The organism is Enterovibrio sp. QJM3NY_24 (assembly GCF_057786035.1).
On record NZ_CM173520.1, the window covers coordinates 30,581 to 49,297 of the forward strand.

An 18,717-nucleotide genomic window follows, 5' to 3' on the forward strand; every position below is an offset into this window, starting at 1 on the left:
TAGTATCGGGGGGCTTAGAAAGGAGCAATGCGATGCCATTTTTGCTGCGGCGGTTTATGTTTTATTTTTCCGCCTTTTTGATTGCGATTACGTTCAACTTTATGTTGCCACGTATGATGCCGGGTGATCCGGTAGAAGCCTTGTTTGCTGCGTCGCAAGGGCGGATGGATCCCGCGCAAATGGACGCCGTTCGCGAAATGTATGGCTTCCTTGATGGCAATATCTTTGAGCAATATTTGGCGTATATCAAAAGTGTCTTCACGTTGGATCTTGGTCCATCTGTGTTGATGTTCCCAGTGAGTGTGTCTGACGTGATCGCCAATGCCTTGCCGTGGACTTTGTTCTTGGCCCTTGGTTCGCTGATTGTGTCTTTGATCATAGGTGTGAGCATTGGCACGTATGCCTCTTATCGTCGCACTGGCTTTTTTGGTCAGGTTGTTCCGCCGGTATTGGCGTTTGTCAGTAATTTTCCGTATGTCGTGACCGCGCTGTTTCTGTTCTACATTTTCGGTCTCAAATTGGATTTGCTGCCACTGGCTTATACCTATGACCCGTCGCTGGATCCGGGCTTTAATCTCGCATTTATTAGCAGTGTGCTCGAGCACGCCATTTTACCAGTAGGCTCCATGGTGTTGGTGGGCATTGCCTCATGGGTGTTTAACATGCGTAACGCCATGATCAACGTGCTGGGTGAAGACTACGTGACCATGGCGGAAGCCAAAGGCTTAAGTAGCTATCGCGTGATGAGCCGATACGCAGGCAGAAACGCCATTCTTCCGGTCGCGACCGCCATTGCTATGGCCATTGGTTTCTCGTTTGCAGGTTCGATCATGACGGAAGTGGTGTTCAACTATCAGGGGCTTGGCAACATTTTGCTGAAAGGTATTGTCGCGCGTGATTACCCTTTGATTCAGGCCATTTTGCTTATTCTTGTGTCAGCGGTTTTGACCGCTAACTTTGTCGCCGACTTATTGTATGTCTGGCTTGATCCACGCATTGCGAGTGAGGGTTAAGAGATGGACAAAACGGTCGATACAAGCGTCCAAGGCCAAGGCAGCAACATGAAATCGCCAAACGGTGGAATGAAACGCATCAAACGTGCATTTGGCGCAATCTACGCCTTTTTCTACGGTAACCCGCCTGCGATTTTGGGCACGTTACTACTGGCCATCGTGCTGGTGGGCGCAATTTTTGCCAACGTTCTGGCGCCGTATTCACCTGAAAAACGGGTGGCGCGTCCGCATCAGGAACCGAGTGCGCAGTATCTTATGGGCACCACGCGCAGTGGTCGTGATGTATACAGCCAAGTGCTCCACGGCGCTCGTAAAACACTCACCGTGTCTTTGTTTGCCGGTTTGATTGCCATGACATTGGCTGTCGCCGTGGGTGTCTCTGCGGGCTACTTTGGCGGCAAGATTGATGAGCGCCTGAATTTTATAACAAACGTTTTCTTGGTGTTTCCGCAGCTTCCCTTGCTCATTGTGCTCGCGGCATTTTTGGGGCAAGTGGGTTCCGTGGTGATAACACTTTTACTGGGGTTGACCTCCTGGCCATGGGGGGCACGTGTTATTCGTGCGCAGACCATGGCAATTCGCCACAAAGAATTCATCTTATCTGCGGAGGTAATGGGTGAATCTAAGTTGCGGATAATTATGGTCGAGATTTTGCCTAACCTTGTTTCCATTGTGTTTGGCGGCTTCTTGGGTGCTGTTATTTATGCAATGGGCTCCGAGGCAGGGTTAGGTATTTTAGGCCTGGGCGACGCGACCGAAGTGAGCTGGGGTTCCATGCTCTACTGGGCGCAGACGTCCTCAGCGTTATACACCGGCGCGTGGTGGGAAATGATGGTGCCAGCGTTGGCACTGGCCATCACCGGCGGTGGACTCGCGCTAATCAACATGTCGATAGACCAAGTGAGCAATCCAAAGCTCAAAACGGGTCCGCACATGAAGTTGTGGCATAAGCTGAAGAAAATCGCCGATAAGAGGAGAGGGTTGTAATGTCAAAATTATTAGAAATCAATAACCTCTGCGTCGATTATGTGTCACCGAATGGCGTGGCGCGTGCCGTGAACAACGTCAGTATTTCTATTGCAGAAGGTGAAACGCTCGGCATTGCGGGTGAATCCGGTTGCGGTAAAAGTACCTTGGCATTCGCGATATCGCGTCTTCACAAAGCACCGGCACTGATCTCTGAAGGGGAAATCCTCTACAAGGGTCAGGATGTGCTGAAAATGAACGACAAAGCACTGCGCGCATTTCGTTGGAACGAAGTGTCCGTGGTGTTTCAAAGTGCCATGAATTCACTGAACCCAGTGATCACGATTGGGGAACAGTTAACAGATGTCATGCTGGCGCACAAGAAAGTCACGCCAAAGCAAGCGTATGAAAAAGCTGCCGAGCTTCTGCAAACCGTGGGTATTCATCCAGATCGTTTGACCGCGTTTCCGCATCAACTAAGCGGCGGCATGCGTCAGCGTGTGGTGATTGCGATTGCGTTAGCGCTTGAACCAAAACTGATCATTATGGATGAGCCAACCACGGCTTTAGATGTGGTGGTTGAGCGTGAAATATTGAATGAGCTTTACGATTTGAAATCGAAATTTGGCTTTTCGATATTGTTTATCAGCCACGATCTGAGCTTGATGGGTGAAATTGCCGATCGCATTGGCGTGATGTACGCGGGCAATATGATTGAGCTAGGTGACGCGCAAACTGTGTTTGGTGCACCGCAGCACCCGTATACACAAGGATTGATCTCCTCGTTTCCGACCATTCATGGACCGAAAGAGCGTTTATACGGCATTCCAGGTAATCCCGTTAACCTGCTGCAAATTCCGCAGGGGTGTAATTTTCAGGCACGTTGTAGCAAATGCTTTTCGCCGTGTACCGAACATGAACCGATGCTGAAAACGGTCGCACCTGCGCACCAAGTATCGTGCCATTTGGTTTAGAGAGGCAGAGAAGAATGATGGATAACAACGAAACGATTCTCTCAATCAAAAACCTGATGATGGATTTTCGCATTGGGCATTCAAAGACCCATTTGATGCGCGCCGTTAACGATGTGTCGTTTGACCTTAAAAAAGGCGAAGCACTCGCAATTGTGGGCGAGTCGGGCTCTGGAAAAAGCACAGGTGCGCGCATTCTTACTCGCATCTACAAAGAAACGGGCGGAAGCATTACGTTCAAAGGCAAGCCGTTGGCAGACTATGTGTCTGAATATGGCGAACTGGAGTATGCCCGACAGGTACAAATGATTTTCCAAGACCCGTTTAGCTCGCTAAATCCGGTGCACAATATTCACCATCACATTGCGCGTCCGTTGTTAATACACCAGCGTGCAACCAAGCAGAATGTCACCGAGAAAGTGATTGCCTTGCTAGAACTGGTGGGGTTGTCGCCAGCCGTAGAAACGGCACAAAAATTCCCGCATGAGCTTAGCGGAGGTCAACGCCAGCGAGTCGCCATTGCGCGGGCGATTGCGGTTGACCCAGAAGTGATTCTGGCGGATGAACCGATTTCAATGCTTGACGTCTCAGTGCGTCTTGGCATTTTGAATTTGATGGCGGATCTCAAGGACAAACATGGGATCGCCTTCATGTATATCACACACGATATTGCAACAGCGCGCTATTTTGCCGAGAAGACCGCAGTTATGTATGTGGGTCATATGGTGGAATGGGGCGAAAGTGACAGCGTGACTCAGAACCCGCAACATCCGTATTCTAAATTGCTGTTATCAGCAGTGCCAGAAGTCGGAAAAGCAGGACGTCGCGATTTGTCTGTTAAGAAAGGTGATATTCCGCTCTGGAAACCAAGCAGTGTCGGATGTCCTTTTGCGTCGCGTTGCCCAATAGCAACCGATACATGTACGCAATCAATGCCCGAGGCGACACGTGTTCGTCCCGGTCATTATGCAAGGTGTCACCACCTATAAATCGCTTTTACCTAGAGATTTCCCGATGAAGGATAGAAATCCGAGTCGGGATTTTATTTGACTAGAAAAGAAAGCGCTTTCTTTTGTTAGGAACCAAGAATTATGGACAAGTGTTTTAAGTTGACAAGTGCCGCAGTTAAAGGGCAATTCGTTGATAATAAAGGCGAACGTTTTTATCGCATTGAGAATGTCGATCACATGCCCGCGTTTTTCATGAGCGTGGTATCGGCTAACGATCACTGGTTATTTGCGTCATCAACTGGCTGCTTGTCAGCCGGTCGCGGTAATCCAGAAAATGCGATTTTCCCTTACCGTTCAGTCGATTTAATTCATGAAAGTGCGGACAACACCGGCCCTAAGACCTTTATTCGTCTAGAAGTTAATGGCGGCGATGTGGTCACGTGGGAACCGTTCAACCAACAACATGACGGCAAATTCTCCGTGAGCCGTAACTTATACAAAAACATCACTGGCGATAAAGTGGTGTTTGAAGAAATTAACCAGACATTGCGCCTGACCTTCCAGTACAGCTGGGAAAGTGGCAACAATGTTGGTTTTGTTCGCCGCAGTGAACTCACGGATTTCTCCGGTCAACACCGCGCGATTGAAATTCTTGATGGCGTGCAAAACCTATTGCCACACAGTGCCCCGATGGCGGCATTGCAAACGCGCAGTGCATTAGTTGATGCCTACAAGTGGAACGAAAAAGAAGAAGGTTCCACGCTGGCGCTTTACAGCATGTACGCCAAACTGAGTGACCGTGCTGATCCCGCGGAAGCGCTGCTGACCAACACGGTATTCAGTATTGATAGTGATGAATCAGACATCCTACTGAGTAGCCAACAGTTGCCAGCGTTTAAGCGCGGTGATGTGATTGAAAGTGAAAACCTGACACGTGGTGTGCGCGGCGCTTACTTTATCCATAAGTTGGTGAGCCTAAAAGCAGGCGAATCAAATCAATGGATGATGGTGCTTGATACTGGGAAAGATCACGCAGACATCGTGGCATTGCGTGCGCAACTCGAAGATACATCCGCGTTGAAAGCACGGATTGACAAAGATTGCCTAGAGAATCGCCAAGAGCTAGTGGCATTGATCAGTGCCGTTGACGGGTGGCAGTTCTCTGCGGATGAAGCAACCAGCAACCATCACTACGCCAACGTATTGTTTAATGCCATGCGCGGGGGTGTGTTTGAGCAGGGCTATACGCTACGTAAAGAAGATGTATTGCATACAGCTCATCTCACCAACCAATATGTGTTCCAACGCAACCAGGCGTTCTACAACGCGCTGCCTGAGCGCTTCACACAGAGTGAGCTGATCAAACTTGCCGAGCAAGCAGATGATATTCAGTTAGTGCGCCTTTGCTACGAATACCTGCCGTTGACCTTTGGCCGTCGCCATGGCGACCCGAGTCGCCCTTGGAACCACTACGATATCAAGGTCAAAGATAAGGAAGGCAACCCGCTGTTGGCTTATCAAGGTAACTGGCGTGACATTTTCCAAAACTGGGAAGCGTTGGCGTTGAGCTATCCGGGCTATCTGCGTTCGTTCATTGCCAAGTTCGTCAATGCATCCACCATTGATGGGTATAACCCGTATCGCATTACCAAAGACGGGATCGATTGGGAAGTATTGGAACCTGATGATCCGTGGAGCAATATCGGTTATTGGGGTGATCATCAGATCATCTATTTGCTGAAATTCCTTGAGTGGTCAGAGCGCTTTGAGCCGTCACAGCTTTCAGCCAATTTGACGCGAGAAATCTACAGCTACGCGAACGTGCCGTACTTGATAGGCGACACGAAAACCTTGTTTGATACCCCGAAAGACACGGTGACGTTTGATACTGACCTGCAAGCGAAGACAGAGAAGCTTGCTTCAATGGTAGGCAGTGACGGTAAGCTGTTACTGGACTCGGATCGCGAAGTGTATCTGGTCAACCTGTCAGAAAAACTGCTGGTGCCTTTGCTTGCGAAGCTTAGCAACTGGGTGGTTGACGGTGGCGTGTGGCTGAATACTCAGCGCCCTGAGTGGAACGATGCGAACAATGCGATTGTGGGTAATGGCTTGTCAATGGTGACGCTGTATTACATGCGCCGCTATGTTGAGTTCCTACAAGGTGTGTTTGTGAATGCACCAGAGAAAATCCGTTTTTCTTCGGAAGTCGCGACTTGGCTAAAAGAAACCACGGATATTCTGAACACTGCGTTGCGTGATGTGAAGAAGAAAGCCGTGACACGTCAGACTAAACACAAATTGCTGACAGAATTAGTGGAATCCGCGAGCCGTTATCGCGCGCAGGTTTATCACCAAAATGGTTTCTCTGGCAAAGAGCATGTAGATAGCGCGGATATTGCCGCATTTCTGTCAACCAGCTTAGATCTGTTGCACAGCAGCACACTGGCGAACGTTCGTGAAGATGGCCTGTTCAATGCTTACAATGTGGTGCAATACAGCAACGAGTCTGTGGAATCATTGCCGCTATACCCAATGTTGGAAGGGCAGGTAGCTGCACTGAGTTCGGGCGCGCTAACAAGCTCGCAAGCGGTTTCATTGCTGGATAGTTTGTTCAACAGCGACATGTATCGTACGGACCAGAAATCGTTCATGCTTTACCCTGATCGTGATTTACCGAACTTTATGAACCGAAACAGTATTTCTCTGGACGCAGTGAAAGAAAACGGTCTGTTATCTGAAATGCATAAGAGCGGTGACAAGCGCATTGTGAAAGCTGATCAGAATGGCGTTTTCCACTTCCATGCAGACTTTGAAAATGCAGGTGCTTTGAAAGAAGTCCTGAGTGCAGTACGCGCTGATTACCCTCACATTGTTGATGCGCAGTTTGACGACGTCAAAGCGCTTTACGAAACCGTGTTCAACCACAAAGAGTTCACGGGACGTTCAGGCACGATGTTTGGTTATGAAGGTTTGGGTTGTATTTACTGGCATATGGTGTCTAAGTTGCTACTTGCTGTACAAGAAGTGTACTTTGAAAGCCTTAAGGAAAACCCAGACAGTTCAGACACCAAGGCGTTGGCGGCATATTATTATCGCGTAAGAGATGGCATCAGCTTTAATAAAACGCCCACTGAATATGGCGCCTTCCCCGCTGACCCTTATTCGCATACGCCAAAACATGCCGGTGCACAGCAACCTGGCATGACCGGTCAAGTGAAAGAAGAAGTGATCACGCGCTTTGGTGAGCTGGGTGTGCGAGTGGAAAGCGGCACGATTCGTATTGCGCCCACACTGCTGATGAAGAGCGAATTCAGCCCGAAACAGGCAAGTTTTGAGTTCGTGAGCGCTGATGGTGTCGCGCAGAACATGACATTGAATGCAGGTGAATTGGCGTTTACCTATTGTCAGGTGCCGTTCCTATATCGTCTGACAGATAGCGAGAAAGCGACCATTGTTGTCAAAATGGCATCGGGAGAGATGATTTCAGTGGTGGGTAATAGCTTGCCGGAATCGATCTGCAAACTTATCTTCAGCCGCTCTGGTGATGTGGAAAGTGTGATTGTAGATGTGCCTGAAAGCGTGCTTTATCAAGCCGCAAGCTGATCTAAGAAACCATCTCGCAGCGTTGATAACAAAAACAGCCGCATTAGCGGCTGTTTTTTGTCTGTCACACGCCGTTTTTCGTCTCAGCTAATGTCTTTTACTGAGCCGCGCTCCATAAGAGCGGGGAAAAGACGTTTTGTTACGTTGTTTAGCGGTTTGCCATTCAGGATGTTCAATACGCCTTTTGCCGCTTCGCATGCCATCTCTTCCAGTGGGAAGTTAATAGTCGAAAGGCTCGGGGTCATGAATGGGCTGTATGCGTGGTTATCAAACCCGACAATGGAAATATCCTCACCGACTGTTAGGCCGCGATCATGGCACACGCCGTAAGCAGACAAGGCGATGCTGTCATTGAGGCAGAAAATGGCGGTAATCTCGTCATCCCTGTCCATCAGACGGCGGATTGCAGTGTCATTGCCATCGTGATCAAAGCGACCTTCAATCACTAAGTTTTGGTCGTATTCGATTTCATATTTTGCTAGCGCGTTACGATAGCCTTGAAGGCGTTCACGGCTATCAATTTTGCTTAGCTGGCCAGTAATACAACCAATTCGGCGATGGCCATTTTTGATCAGATATTCTGTCGCAATATAGCCCCCCCATTCGTTATCCATGCAAATACATTGGTCCGAAATCTCAGGGATATAACGGTTCATCAGCATGGTAGCAGGGGTTTTCTCTACAATTTGCAGAATCTCAGCATCGCTGAGCATGTCAGATGTGAGCACTAAACCATCAATTTTTTTCGCATTTAAAAAGCGGATAGACTCTTGTTCTTCTTCATGCTGCTCATGACCACTCGTGATGATCAAATGGTAGTTTTTCTGTCGAACCATGCGTTCAACATGGTGCATCAAGGGGCCAAAATAAGGGCCATCAAATGTACCAACTAACATACCAATACTGTGCGAGCGGTTAGAGGCAAGTGCTTGTGCGAACGCATTGGGTTGATACCCTAAGGTTTCGATAGCCTCGAATACCTTAATACGGTTTTTCTCCTTAACTGACTCGTGGCCGTTTAGCGCACGCGATACAGTCGACTGAGAAACGTTCGCGAGTTCAGCCACCTCTTTTATGGTAATCAAATGATCTTCCTTAACGTACCAGTACATGCCCTCGTTTTATATTCGATACGAGACATGCCATAAAACACATTCACAAAGGCTTTTTGGAAAGCGATGAAGGTGAAAAGCGCAACATTCTAAACAGTTATCTACCTCACAGCCTTATAAACAACGGCTTTAACGCGAGGGTCATACCAAATTACTTCCGAATGCAATCGATAGTTGTGCCACGAATAACGCGTCATTTCTAGTTTGAAAGCGGTTGCATTATGTGCAAATGCCCACTGTTAACACTTTTGATACCAACGTCTTTATAAAGTGGCGCTTTAAGGGGGCATTCTGGGAGTAAAAAAAAATATTTTGCATTCTACGTTGAGAAAATGTGAATTACGTCAAATAATTTAATACTCAGGAGGAGTGACTGACTATGTCTGAAATGCTGCAACAGTATCCAATTATCAATGGGCGAGAGCTTCATGTTAGAACGTGGAACCCCGAAGGTGGGGAGACCGTGATTTGCTGGCACGGTTTAGCACGTAATAGCATCGACTTCGTCGCGCTTGGCGATGAACTGGCAGCGAAAGGCTATCGTGTTATCGCGCCTGATACGTTAGGCCGAGGCCTTTCGCAGTGGGCGGAATCCCCTAAAAATGAGTATAGCTACGCCAACTATATTGATATGGCAGTCAAGTTGATGGACTTCTATCATTGCGACCGCGTGCACTGGGTAGGTACCAGTATGGGCGGGCTAATTGGTATGTTGCTGGCCTCGAGCGATGACCAACGCCATCGCATTGGGTCACTAGTATTAAATGATATTGGGCCCGAAGTGCCTGCCGACGCTTTGAAGCGCATTATTCATTACGTGCAGAAACCGATTTCTTTTCGTCGTTACAGCGAAATTAACCAATACCTTCAAACCCTTTATCAACCTTTCGGACCGCATACCTCACAGCAGTGGCAAACCATGATTTCAGCCTCGATCAGACGGTTGGATAACGGTCACTACACGACGCATTATGACCCCAATATTCTTGCTGGATATGATGAAAATGCACCTGTATTGAATCTTTGGCGTCAATTTACCAAGCTAGGACAGCCAACGATGTTGATGCATGGTTTGCATTCCGACGTGCTCACTAAAGACATCGTTAAACGCATGCGCATAGTGCAGCCTGCGATGGCAGTGAATTACTATCTTGGCTGCGGTCATGCGCCCAATATGTTTTTTAAATCTTACCGGCAGGATGTGATGCACTTTATCGAAAATCATTCTTTGCCACTTCAGCCGAATGAACGCGATATACAGCCAGCAGCCGATGAACAAAAACGAAACGCGGGTTAACAATGAGGGGTGGAAACGCGCGTTCGTCGCAGCTGTTAACGGATATTTCTTACTACTTCGATGCCCAAAGGTGAAGCAACTCTGTGGCGATGGTTGCTCCCGCCAATGCGGTGATCTCTGAATGGTCAAAAGGTGGGCTCACTTCAACCACGTCCATTCCCACCAAATTGATACCTCGCAATCCGCGTAGAATTCGTAGCGCTTTATCAGAGGTCATGCCGCCGATCACTGGTGTGCCTGTGCCCGGGGCAAAGGCGGGATCTAAGCAGTCAATATCGAAAGTCAAATAGACAGGCTGGTTGCCCACCAATGCTTTGACGTGGTTGGCAATATCCTCGGCGGACATATCAATGGCGGCTTCCGCGCAAATCACATTGAACGCGTGATTGTCTTTGTCATAATCGGTACGGATCCCGATTTGTATCGAAGACGATGGGTCAATCAACCCTTCTCTCGGGGCGTGATAAAACATGGTGCCGTGATCGTAACGACTACCTTGGCTGTAGGTATCTGTGTGTGCGTCGAAATGGATCAATGCCATTTGACCATATTTGGCATAGTGGGCGCGAAGCAGGGGGAGTGTCACAAAGTGGTCACCGCCAAGCGTTAGTAAGGCTTTGTCAGAGGCTAGAATGTGACTTGCCGCGTCCGTTGCCATAGCAACGAAGTTTTCACTGTCACCACAGGTAAAGACCAGATCTCCGGCGTCAACAATATTGCATCGATCTCTAAGATCAAACGGCCAAGGGTAACGAAAACCCTCCCACGCCAAATTCACTGAAGCACGTCTTACTGCATCTGGGCCTAAACGGGCGCCGGAGCGTCCTGTTGTCGCCATATCGTAAGGCATCCCCAAAATGACGATATCCGCTTCCGTCTCGGTGGGATCGTTGACCATGGGGAGACGGAGAAACGAGTAGGGATTGGAATAAAGTGAGTCATCTTTTCTCGAAAATACGTTTTCCATTGTCGCCTCTTTTTCACGTTCGTGCGCTTTTGTTAAAGCGCAATTGGGTCAGGCGCGATAACCATAACTTATCAAGTAAACGCGTGCCTTTCTTCAAGGTAGCAGCAAGGGGAAAATGCTTTGTCTATTTTCTGCGGCAATCAGCCATTGTTTGTAATGAAGCGGCAGGGCTGCAACAAACTGTGATTCCATTCGGTTTGTTGTCCGGTGAATAGAAACCTTCACCATGATGTCTTGAATAGTGGTCTATACAGAGTGCAGAACTTTCACATTGAGGGAATATCATGGCGACAACGCGTAGAAAGAAAAAACCGACAGTTTGCTTAGTGCTTCAAGGTGGTGGCGCACTCGGTGCTTACCATATTGGTGCGTATCAGGCGCTTGAAGAAGCAGGGTTTACACCTGATTGGTTTGCAGGAATTTCTATTGGCGCTCTAAACGCTGCTATTCTTGCGGGGAATGCGCCAGAGCAACGACTGAGTAAACTTGAGCAATTTTGGGAGCGCATATCACGCCCCGGCACAGACATTGATATACCGCCTGTGATGGCGCAAACATTCAATAATGCGAGCGCACAGCAGGCATTATTGTTTGGTCAGCCTGATTTTTTCACACCGCGCCCGATTAGCCCTTTACTTGCTCCTCCAGGTGAAGGCGCAACCAGCTTTTATGACACAACACCGTTGTTTTCCACGTTGAGCGATCTGGCTGATTTTGATCTGATCAATAAAGGCGCAGCGCGTTTGACCGTTGGGGCAACCAGTGTGACTAATGGCGACTTGGTTTACTTTGATAGCCTTACTGACACGATTGAACCTGCGCACGCAGTCGCCAGTGGCTCATTGCCTCCCGGTTTTCCCGCCACCAAAGTGGGAGATGATTATTACTGGGATGGCGGTGTGGTTTCCAATACACCATTGAACGGCATTCTTGACTTGGCAGGCGATGACGAATTGCTGATCTTTATGGTGGATTTGTGGAATCCGAAAGGTGAGTTGCCTCAAACCATGAACGAAGTCTTATGGCGAGAGAAAGAAATTCAATACGCGAGCAGAACCAGTGAACACATTGAGGCACTGGTGGCCAAGCGCAATCTCGACCATTTGCTGACTAAAGCCCCAGAACTCTTAACCAACAAGGACGTGCCAGCGGCGACCAGCCTTAAGGCGGATAAGAAAATTGATATCGTGCATATTACATTTGATCCGATACAAGGTCATATCGCACTGAGTGATACCGAGTTTTCCCGCCGTTCCATTCGTCTGCGCCGTGAAAGTGGTTACACAGATATGAAGCAAGCGTTGGAAGCGTCTCCTTGGACGCAGCCAAACGAAGGTTTACCGGCTCACGTTTACCGTCGTCAATGTCATGGCGGATGGCTGGAAAAAAAGAAGCTAGATAAAGTGTCGTAGAAAAATCACGGCGGTAGTTCACCGTGCAGTTTCTAGTATAAAAACAGTATAAAACGCAAAAAGCCCCGATCTCGGGGCTTTTCACTTTCTCACACAGGCAGTGGAGGAACGAAGTGTGAAAAATTCGGTTAAGCGGGCGCAGACACTTTAAAGCGTCCCACAGAGCGCCTAAATTGACTCACAAGGCCGTTTACCTCGCGGGCCGAACCTTGTACATCAAACGCGGATTGGTGGTTGTTTGTTGCCATGTCAGCGATGTCTTGAATCCGTCTTGCCAGTTCTTGGTTCGCGCTGGATTGCTCATGTAGCGATCGCGACACTTCTTCAATGATATTGATGAGATCTTGCGATTTCTGGTGCATTTCACGCACAGATTGCTCGGCTGAGTGGGTTTGCGACATATTGTCATTGACCACAAGCACACTGTCTTCAATATGGCTGACAGTGGCTTCAATACCTGAGCGCAATTCCTGAATCGTGGACGCTATTTGTTTGGTCGAATCTGACGTGCGTACCGCTAGGTTTCGTACTTCATCGGCAACAACAGCAAAACCACGTCCTTGATCGCCAGCGCGCGCCGCCTCTATTGCCGCATTCAACGCTAGAAGGTTGGTTTGCTCAGCCACATCGTTAATGACGCTGATAATGCCTTCAATCTCTTTCGAGTGTTGATCAAGTTCCGAAACGGCACTGCTAGAGCGCTGAGATTTCTCCGACATTTGGTCCATGTTCGCAATGGTTTGGCGCATGTTGGTGGCACCTTGCTGCGCTTGAATACCACTTTCGTCAGAGAGCGACTTCATCTTGTCCGCATCATGGGAAATGGTATGAATACTGGCAGAGAACTCTTCCACTAAGGCCGCGATACTGCCTGTGTCTTCAGATTGACGGGTGGATGCCCCAACAATGTGGTCTGAAAGATCTTCCAGTTTCGCGACTTCATTATTCAGCTGATTTGCGCCAGACGCGATACTCGTTAGTGTTTCTTCAAAGGCATTCATCAAGTTGTTAAATGCGCGGCCAAGATCGGTGATTTCATTTTTGCCTCTTGGGCGAAAGCGAACAGTGAGATCAAGATTTTTTTCCGCGCTTTGCAGCAGGTTTTTCAAGTTATTGATCGGCGTTGTGATGCTATTAGCAATCGTAAAAGAGATAGCCATCAATACTGCGGCGATAGCGGCGACTAACAGCAATAAGCGGCGAACATCTTGATAAAATACTGTATCGACGTCATCCACATACAAGCCTGTATTTAATACCCATCCCCAAGGTGTAAAGGGAAGGGAATAGGCCACTTTGGGATAAGGCGTATCGTCTCGTCCTGCTTTTTTCCAATGGTACTGCACGAAGCCACCCCCGTTTTTTGCCGCTTCCACTTGATCTCTGATGATATGAACGCCGTTAACATCTTTCAAATCAGCCAGATTCTTACCAATCAGATTGGTCGCGATAGGGTGGTGAACCATGTCCGAGTTCATGCTGTAAATCATGAAGTAGCCATTTTCGCCGTAGCGCATGGCATCAAGAGCGTTGACCGACTGTTGCTTGGCTTCCTCCATGCTGATATCACCGGATTGCGCTTGTTGATAAAGCCGTGTGACCAAGGTCTCCGCTGTTTCGACAAGTACTTGGATCTGATTCTTACGTTCTTCCAGCATGTTGTCTCGTTTCACGACAAGGGTAATCGTCGTGACTGAAACCAAAGACAGCACCGCAATGGCAATGATTAATGACAATCGTTGCCGAATGGACAAGGCATTCATGATTTCCTTCCTTAAATGATATTTAACTCATTAAATAAAATGAAAATTATCTGCCATGAGTCTAGCAATTCGCGTCAATGCTGCTCGGTTTTCATACAGGTGTTTAAACGGTAAAAGCACGTGATAGAGAAGGTGTTTTTCGTCTATTAAAATAGGCATCAAGAAAAACAAAGGGCTGGCGAGTCATGGTTAGCGAAATTATTCACCACATGAATTTTTTGTTGCGAATTATCTCATCTCAAATATGTGAACTGGTACGGTTTAGCATGTAGAGAAAGAGGCGAAATTGGCGAGGGGAAAGGCAATTTCGTAACAAGACATGGGGCAATAAGTAAGCGTTAAGTAAGAGATAAGTGAATGGGAAGAGTGAGATAGGAATAGGCGCTAAGGGAACTAAGTATTAACCCTATAAAAAAAGTGTGCTTATCACGTTTGGCTATATCCGTGCTGCAATGATTGGTTTAGACTACCGCCCTCTTTACCCATGTGAACCGAGGTAATCATCAATGTCTCTACCAAATTGCCCACAGTGCAACTCTGAATACACCTACGAAGATGGCGCACTATATGTCTGCCCTGAGTGTGGTAACGAGTGGTCACAAGATGCATCTGCTGATGCTGACGACGTTAAAATCATCAAAGATTCTAACGGTAACGTCCTGCAAGATGGTGACACAGTCACAGTCATCAAAGACCTGAAGGTGAAGGGTTCTTCACTGGTGGTTAAAGTGGGTACTAAAGTTAAAAACATCCGTCTGGTAGACGGTGACCACGACATCGATTGTAAAATCGACGGTGTTGGCGCGATGAAGCTGAAATCTGAGTTCGTGAAAAAAGTGTAATCCACACAACATTAACTGAAAAAGCCGCGCCTTGACGTAAATTCAAAGCGCGGCTTTTTTGTCTCTGCTGTTTTATCCTGGTTGAGTTTACCCACTGATTCGTACCGGCGACTTGCCTTTATTGGCGATGGTTAATATCGTCAAGAGTGAACGATTCTTATCGAGACTCGTACTGGAAAGTAAATCAAACACGCTGGAGGCATTGTGGCCGGGTACGATAACGGAAAAGACGGTAAGAAAATTCCTAGTAATAGACTCAGCCGCGTCGGCATGTTCGGTTCTGTGGTCACCAAAGTCGCCACCAACATGGCCACTGAAGGTGCCAAGCAATTCTTGTCAGGTAAACGCCCTTCAGCGAAAGATTTGCTGCTGACCCCAAAAAATATTTCCAGCATTACCAACCAACTCGCGCAACTTCGCGGCGCGGCCATGAAGGTTGGGCAATTGCTCAGTATGGATGCGGGAGATGCGCTACCCAAAGAGCTTACCGACATTCTTGCCAAACTGCGTTCCAATGCAGCCCCAATGCCTGCAAAACAATTGGCGTCGGTGTTGGAAACTGAATGGGGGAAAACCTGGCAACAGCACTTCATTTCATTCACGTTCAAACCCGTTGCGGCCGCTTCTATTGGGCAAGTCCACTTTGCGTATGGTGATGATGCCTCTGAACTGGCCATTAAAGTGCAGTACCCCGGCATCAAAAAAAGCATCAGCAGCGATGTAGACAATGTTGTTACTCTGCTGCGTTTGACTGGTTTAGTGCCGAAAGAAGTGGATTACAAAAGCCTGTTAGATGAAGCGAAAAAGCAGCTTCATGATGAAGCTAACTACGAACTCGAAGCGGAAATGGGCGACACCTTTTATCAACTACTCAAAGATGACAACCGTTTCATCGTGCCCAAAGTTTATAAAGAACTCACTACGCCTTCCATTTTGACCATGAGCTTTGAACAAGGCGAGGCGATCGAGAATTTGCAAGATTTACCTCAAGTGGGGCGGGATAATTTGGTGACTAACTTGTTTGAGCTTCTGTTCAAAGAAGCGTTCCAATTCAAACTGGTACAGACTGACCCTAACTTCGCCAATTATCTTTATCAAAAAGAAAGTGGGAAAATCGTGCTACTCGATTTCGGCGCGACGCGACGTTATGGTGATGCGATCAGCGAGGGTTATCAAAAACTGCTGACATGCGCGGTGAACAACGACAAAGATGGTGTGTCAGATGCCATGGCACAAATCGGATTTTTCAGTAACCATATCTTCCCTGAGCAAAAAGCCGCGGTGGTGAACATGGTGATGATCGCTTGCGAGCCGATCCAATATGACGGCGACTACGACTTTGGCAACACAGACCTGGGCAGCCGTATTCACGAAGCAGGCATGGCACTGAGCATGGAGCAAGGCTATTGGCACACCCCGCCAGCCGATGCATTGTTTCTGCACCGAAAAATCGGCGGCTTGTTTCTACTTGCCGCACGGTTAAACGCCAAAGTGAATTTGCGAGAAGTTTTTAAACCGTTTCAATGGGAAACCCCGCCAACGTGCAAGCGAGCAGGTTGGGTGCGAAAGCAACCAAGCATTTAAAATTACAGGCTTAGGGTCATACTTTTGATCACCCTCTTTTGAAAAAGAGGGTGGGTAGGAGTAAAAGCGAAGTAACGTTTACCCAAGTTCATACAAAGGACAGCCTGTATGCCAAGCCGCATTTATAAACATCTCGAAACCCTTTGGGATTACCACCAACTTGGCCATGCTCCTCAGCCTTCAGATTGCATCTTCATTCTTGGCAGCAACGACGTACGCGTCGCGGAATATGCCGCTGCACTTTATCGCCAAGGCTTCGCACCTTACGTGTTGGTATCCGGCGGATTTGGGCGATTCACCAAAGATGAATTCGACAAAACCGAAGCGGAAACCTTTGCCGACGTCCTCATGGACGAAGGCGTACCAGAATCCGCAATTGTTCTAGAAACCAAGGCCACCAACACTGGCGAAAATGTCTCTTTCGGGTATCAAGTCATGCTCGAAAACGGACATGATTTCAAACGTTTTTTATTGGTTCAAAAGCCCTTCATGGAACGTCGCGCTTACGCCACTTTCGTTAAACAGTGGCCGGGTCAATACAACAGGGCGTTAGTCACTTCACCGCCGCTCTCGCTGGTGGAATACCCAACAGACAACATTCCCTTTGATATGGTGGTAGAAGCCACGCTGGCAGACTTCGAACGCGTAAGAGATTACCCCGCCCAAGGCTATCAAATTGAACAAACTATTCCTGCGCATGTTACTGCTGCTTATGATGAGATTAAAAAACAGGGGTTGTGGTGAGAGCAGTGGTTAATTCGCTGGCATAACAACCTTAAAAATACCGGTTCGATCAGTGTGGTGAGCCATAGCGTTGATCGAACACTTCCCCACGCTTGAAAAGCCGGTGAAAAGCCGGTGAAAAGCCGGTGAAATGCTTATGGACAAGTTTCACTCTTAAACAATAAGCAGACTCTAGAAGCAGTCGAGGAAGTTGTTACTCAATATGAGCCAACACTTCTTACTCACTGAGATGTTGTGACCGATGAGTATCGTGATAAGTTATTATCAGGTGTCGTTGGATTTAAAATTGTACTAACAAAGCTCGATTGTAAATTAAAGCTAGGCCAACAAAGAAAAAACGATGAGCATGTTGGTGTTTAGAATGCGCTTAAAAATTCTGATAATTTAGCAGCGCGAAGTTTGGTTGATCATATGGAAAGTAAATCTATAGGAACCGGAAGCTAACAGAAAATTGAAACGGAACATAAATACTTGGATGGGTTTCCTACCGCTACAAAATTTCATCCCACAATGTTGCTCGTTTAATCTGGACGTTATACATCAAAAGAAAGGTTAGGTCGAAAAGTCAATTCTAATAGCTTTCTTGTTAATGCCCCGATTCCACAATATACAGTTGAGACAAAGATGGAATCCTCGGGTGTTTCTGTTGACACCTCGCATGTCTATCCTCTTTAAGGAGAGACCATGCGATTGGTTCTGAGTTGGGAGTAAAAATGGAATTTAGGTTTGAAAAAGCGAACCCAGAAGATCTAGATGTGATCCTCAAGTTAGGTGAATCAAGCAATGAAGAGCACGTTGTTCCTCTACTCAGTGCTGATGGAAAGAAAGCGTTTCGAATAGCGTTTACGGCCGATATTAACAACGTAAAAGATGCCCAAATTTACTCTGTGATCAAAGCGACTGTTGACGACGAAATTATCGGTTATGTCGCTTGGCGGGATGAAAGTTATATTGGTCATCTTTATGTTAAAACCGAATATCACGGTTTTGGTGTGGCTAGGCGTTTAGTTGAAGAAATGAAAGCAGCAAGTGGCGCAGCGTTAGTTCGCGTGAAGGCATCGATTTATGCGCTTGGTTTCTACAAGAAGGTGGGATTCGCGCCAACATCTGACGAGTTAAGCATAAACGGTATTCGTTATGTTCCAATGGTACTTGATGTTGAGCAGAACAAAGAGCAGCGTATTTAAGCGGGTTGCTTTACGCGTAGTTCGCTTTTCCCTTGAGAAAGTTGAGCGACGGGTATTTGAAAGCGACGAGCAAGTATAGAAATCCAAGTTGCGCGTTGTAACGGGAGGTCAAAGATGAAGAAGTCGATTGCTCCCGAGGAGTTTAAGCACTATTTCGATGATTGGCACTTTTCCCCCGTGGTCGAATCAGACGGAACGGTGTACTTAGCTGGCGTACTGCCGCAAGAAAAGATAAGCCAATTAGCCGCGATTCATCATCGCGGCTTCGTTGACTTTTTAATGCGCCTCAACAAGGTTAACTAGGGG

The 18,717-nt window shown here is 47.6% G+C and carries 15 protein-coding genes; 12 read left to right on the plus strand and 3 right to left on the minus strand.

Translation table 11 applies throughout. The features are described from left to right. Positions 1-32 precede the first annotated feature (32 nt). The 5 genes from AC3CIC_RS16470 to AC3CIC_RS16490 all read left to right on the plus strand — a co-directional run bounded on the left by AC3CIC_RS16470 (position 33) and on the right by AC3CIC_RS16490 (position 7,503). Entirely contained in the window at positions 33-1,013 is a 981-nt protein-coding gene (locus tag AC3CIC_RS16470; protein WP_394209457.1) for an ABC transporter permease, read from the plus strand. A gap of 48 nt (positions 1,014-1,061) precedes the next feature. Beyond that, the gene (locus AC3CIC_RS16475) at positions 1,062-2,000 is read left to right on the plus strand and encodes an ABC transporter permease (protein ID WP_488516871.1); all 939 of its coding nucleotides are present in this window, start codon (positions 1,062-1,064) and stop codon (positions 1,998-2,000) included. Further along, on the plus strand, positions 2,000-2,953 hold the full coding sequence (locus AC3CIC_RS16480) for an ABC transporter ATP-binding protein (RefSeq protein ID WP_016961545.1): 954 nt from the start codon (positions 2,000-2,002) through the stop codon (positions 2,951-2,953). The genes AC3CIC_RS16475 and AC3CIC_RS16480 overlap by 1 nt, the downstream gene beginning before the upstream one ends. A 17-nt stretch (positions 2,954-2,970) precedes the next feature. Next, the gene (locus tag AC3CIC_RS16485) at positions 2,971-3,939 is read left to right on the plus strand and encodes an ABC transporter ATP-binding protein (RefSeq protein ID WP_394209788.1); all 969 of its coding nucleotides are present in this window, start codon (positions 2,971-2,973) and stop codon (positions 3,937-3,939) included. A 102-nt stretch (positions 3,940-4,041) separates the two neighbouring features. Then, entirely contained in the window at positions 4,042-7,503 is a 3,462-nt protein-coding gene (locus AC3CIC_RS16490; protein ID WP_488516387.1) for a hypothetical protein, read from the plus strand. Positions 7,504-7,586: 83 nt separating this feature from the next. Here AC3CIC_RS16490 and AC3CIC_RS16495 read toward each other — a convergent pair whose 3' ends face one another. Continuing rightward, positions 7,587-8,588 carry a LacI family DNA-binding transcriptional regulator gene (locus AC3CIC_RS16495; RefSeq protein ID WP_488516388.1) on the minus strand — a complete coding sequence of 334 codons (1,002 nt, stop codon included), beginning with the start codon at positions 8,586-8,588 and terminating at the stop codon, positions 7,587-7,589. Between the two features lie 406 nt (positions 8,589-8,994). Between AC3CIC_RS16495 and AC3CIC_RS16500 the strand changes: the two genes are divergently transcribed. After that, positions 8,995-9,912, plus strand: a complete 918-nt coding sequence (locus AC3CIC_RS16500; RefSeq protein WP_016961549.1) for an alpha/beta fold hydrolase — start codon at positions 8,995-8,997, stop codon at positions 9,910-9,912. 52 nt (positions 9,913-9,964) lie between these two features. Here AC3CIC_RS16500 and speB read toward each other — a convergent pair whose 3' ends face one another. Further along, positions 9,965-10,879 (minus strand): agmatinase, encoded by a 915-nt coding sequence (speB, locus tag AC3CIC_RS16505; RefSeq protein ID WP_488516389.1) that lies wholly within the window; start codon positions 10,877-10,879, stop codon positions 9,965-9,967. A 284-nt stretch (positions 10,880-11,163) separates the two neighbouring features. Between speB and AC3CIC_RS16510 the strand changes: the two genes are divergently transcribed. Next, positions 11,164-12,291, plus strand: coding sequence for a patatin-like phospholipase family protein (locus tag AC3CIC_RS16510; RefSeq protein WP_488516390.1), 1,128 nt, complete (start codon positions 11,164-11,166; stop codon positions 12,289-12,291). A gap of 128 nt (positions 12,292-12,419) precedes the next feature. Here AC3CIC_RS16510 and AC3CIC_RS16515 read toward each other — a convergent pair whose 3' ends face one another. Continuing rightward, positions 12,420-14,054: a methyl-accepting chemotaxis protein gene (locus AC3CIC_RS16515; RefSeq protein ID WP_488516391.1), complete on the minus strand. Its 1,635-nt coding sequence runs from the start codon at positions 14,052-14,054 to the stop codon at positions 12,420-12,422. A gap of 506 nt (positions 14,055-14,560) precedes the next feature. Between AC3CIC_RS16515 and AC3CIC_RS16520 the strand changes: the two genes are divergently transcribed. The 5 genes from AC3CIC_RS16520 (at position 14,561) to AC3CIC_RS16540 (ending at position 18,714) form a co-directional block, all read left to right on the plus strand. Next, on the plus strand, positions 14,561-14,896 hold the full coding sequence (locus AC3CIC_RS16520) for a zinc ribbon domain-containing protein YjdM (RefSeq protein WP_016961553.1): 336 nt from the start codon (positions 14,561-14,563) through the stop codon (positions 14,894-14,896). A gap of 204 nt (positions 14,897-15,100) precedes the next feature. After that, entirely contained in the window at positions 15,101-16,480 is a 1,380-nt protein-coding gene (locus AC3CIC_RS16525; RefSeq protein WP_488516392.1) for an ABC1 kinase family protein, read from the plus strand. A 108-nt stretch (positions 16,481-16,588) separates the two neighbouring features. Further along, positions 16,589-17,224, plus strand: a complete 636-nt coding sequence (locus AC3CIC_RS16530) for a YdcF family protein (RefSeq protein WP_488516393.1) — start codon at positions 16,589-16,591, stop codon at positions 17,222-17,224. Positions 17,225-17,937: 713 nt separating this feature from the next. Further along, positions 17,938-18,411, plus strand: a complete 474-nt coding sequence (locus AC3CIC_RS16535; protein WP_488516394.1) for a GNAT family N-acetyltransferase — start codon at positions 17,938-17,940, stop codon at positions 18,409-18,411. A gap of 114 nt (positions 18,412-18,525) precedes the next feature. After that, positions 18,526-18,714 (plus strand): hypothetical protein, encoded by a 189-nt coding sequence (locus AC3CIC_RS16540; protein ID WP_488516395.1) that lies wholly within the window; start codon positions 18,526-18,528, stop codon positions 18,712-18,714. The last annotated feature ends 3 nt before the right edge of the window (positions 18,715-18,717 follow it).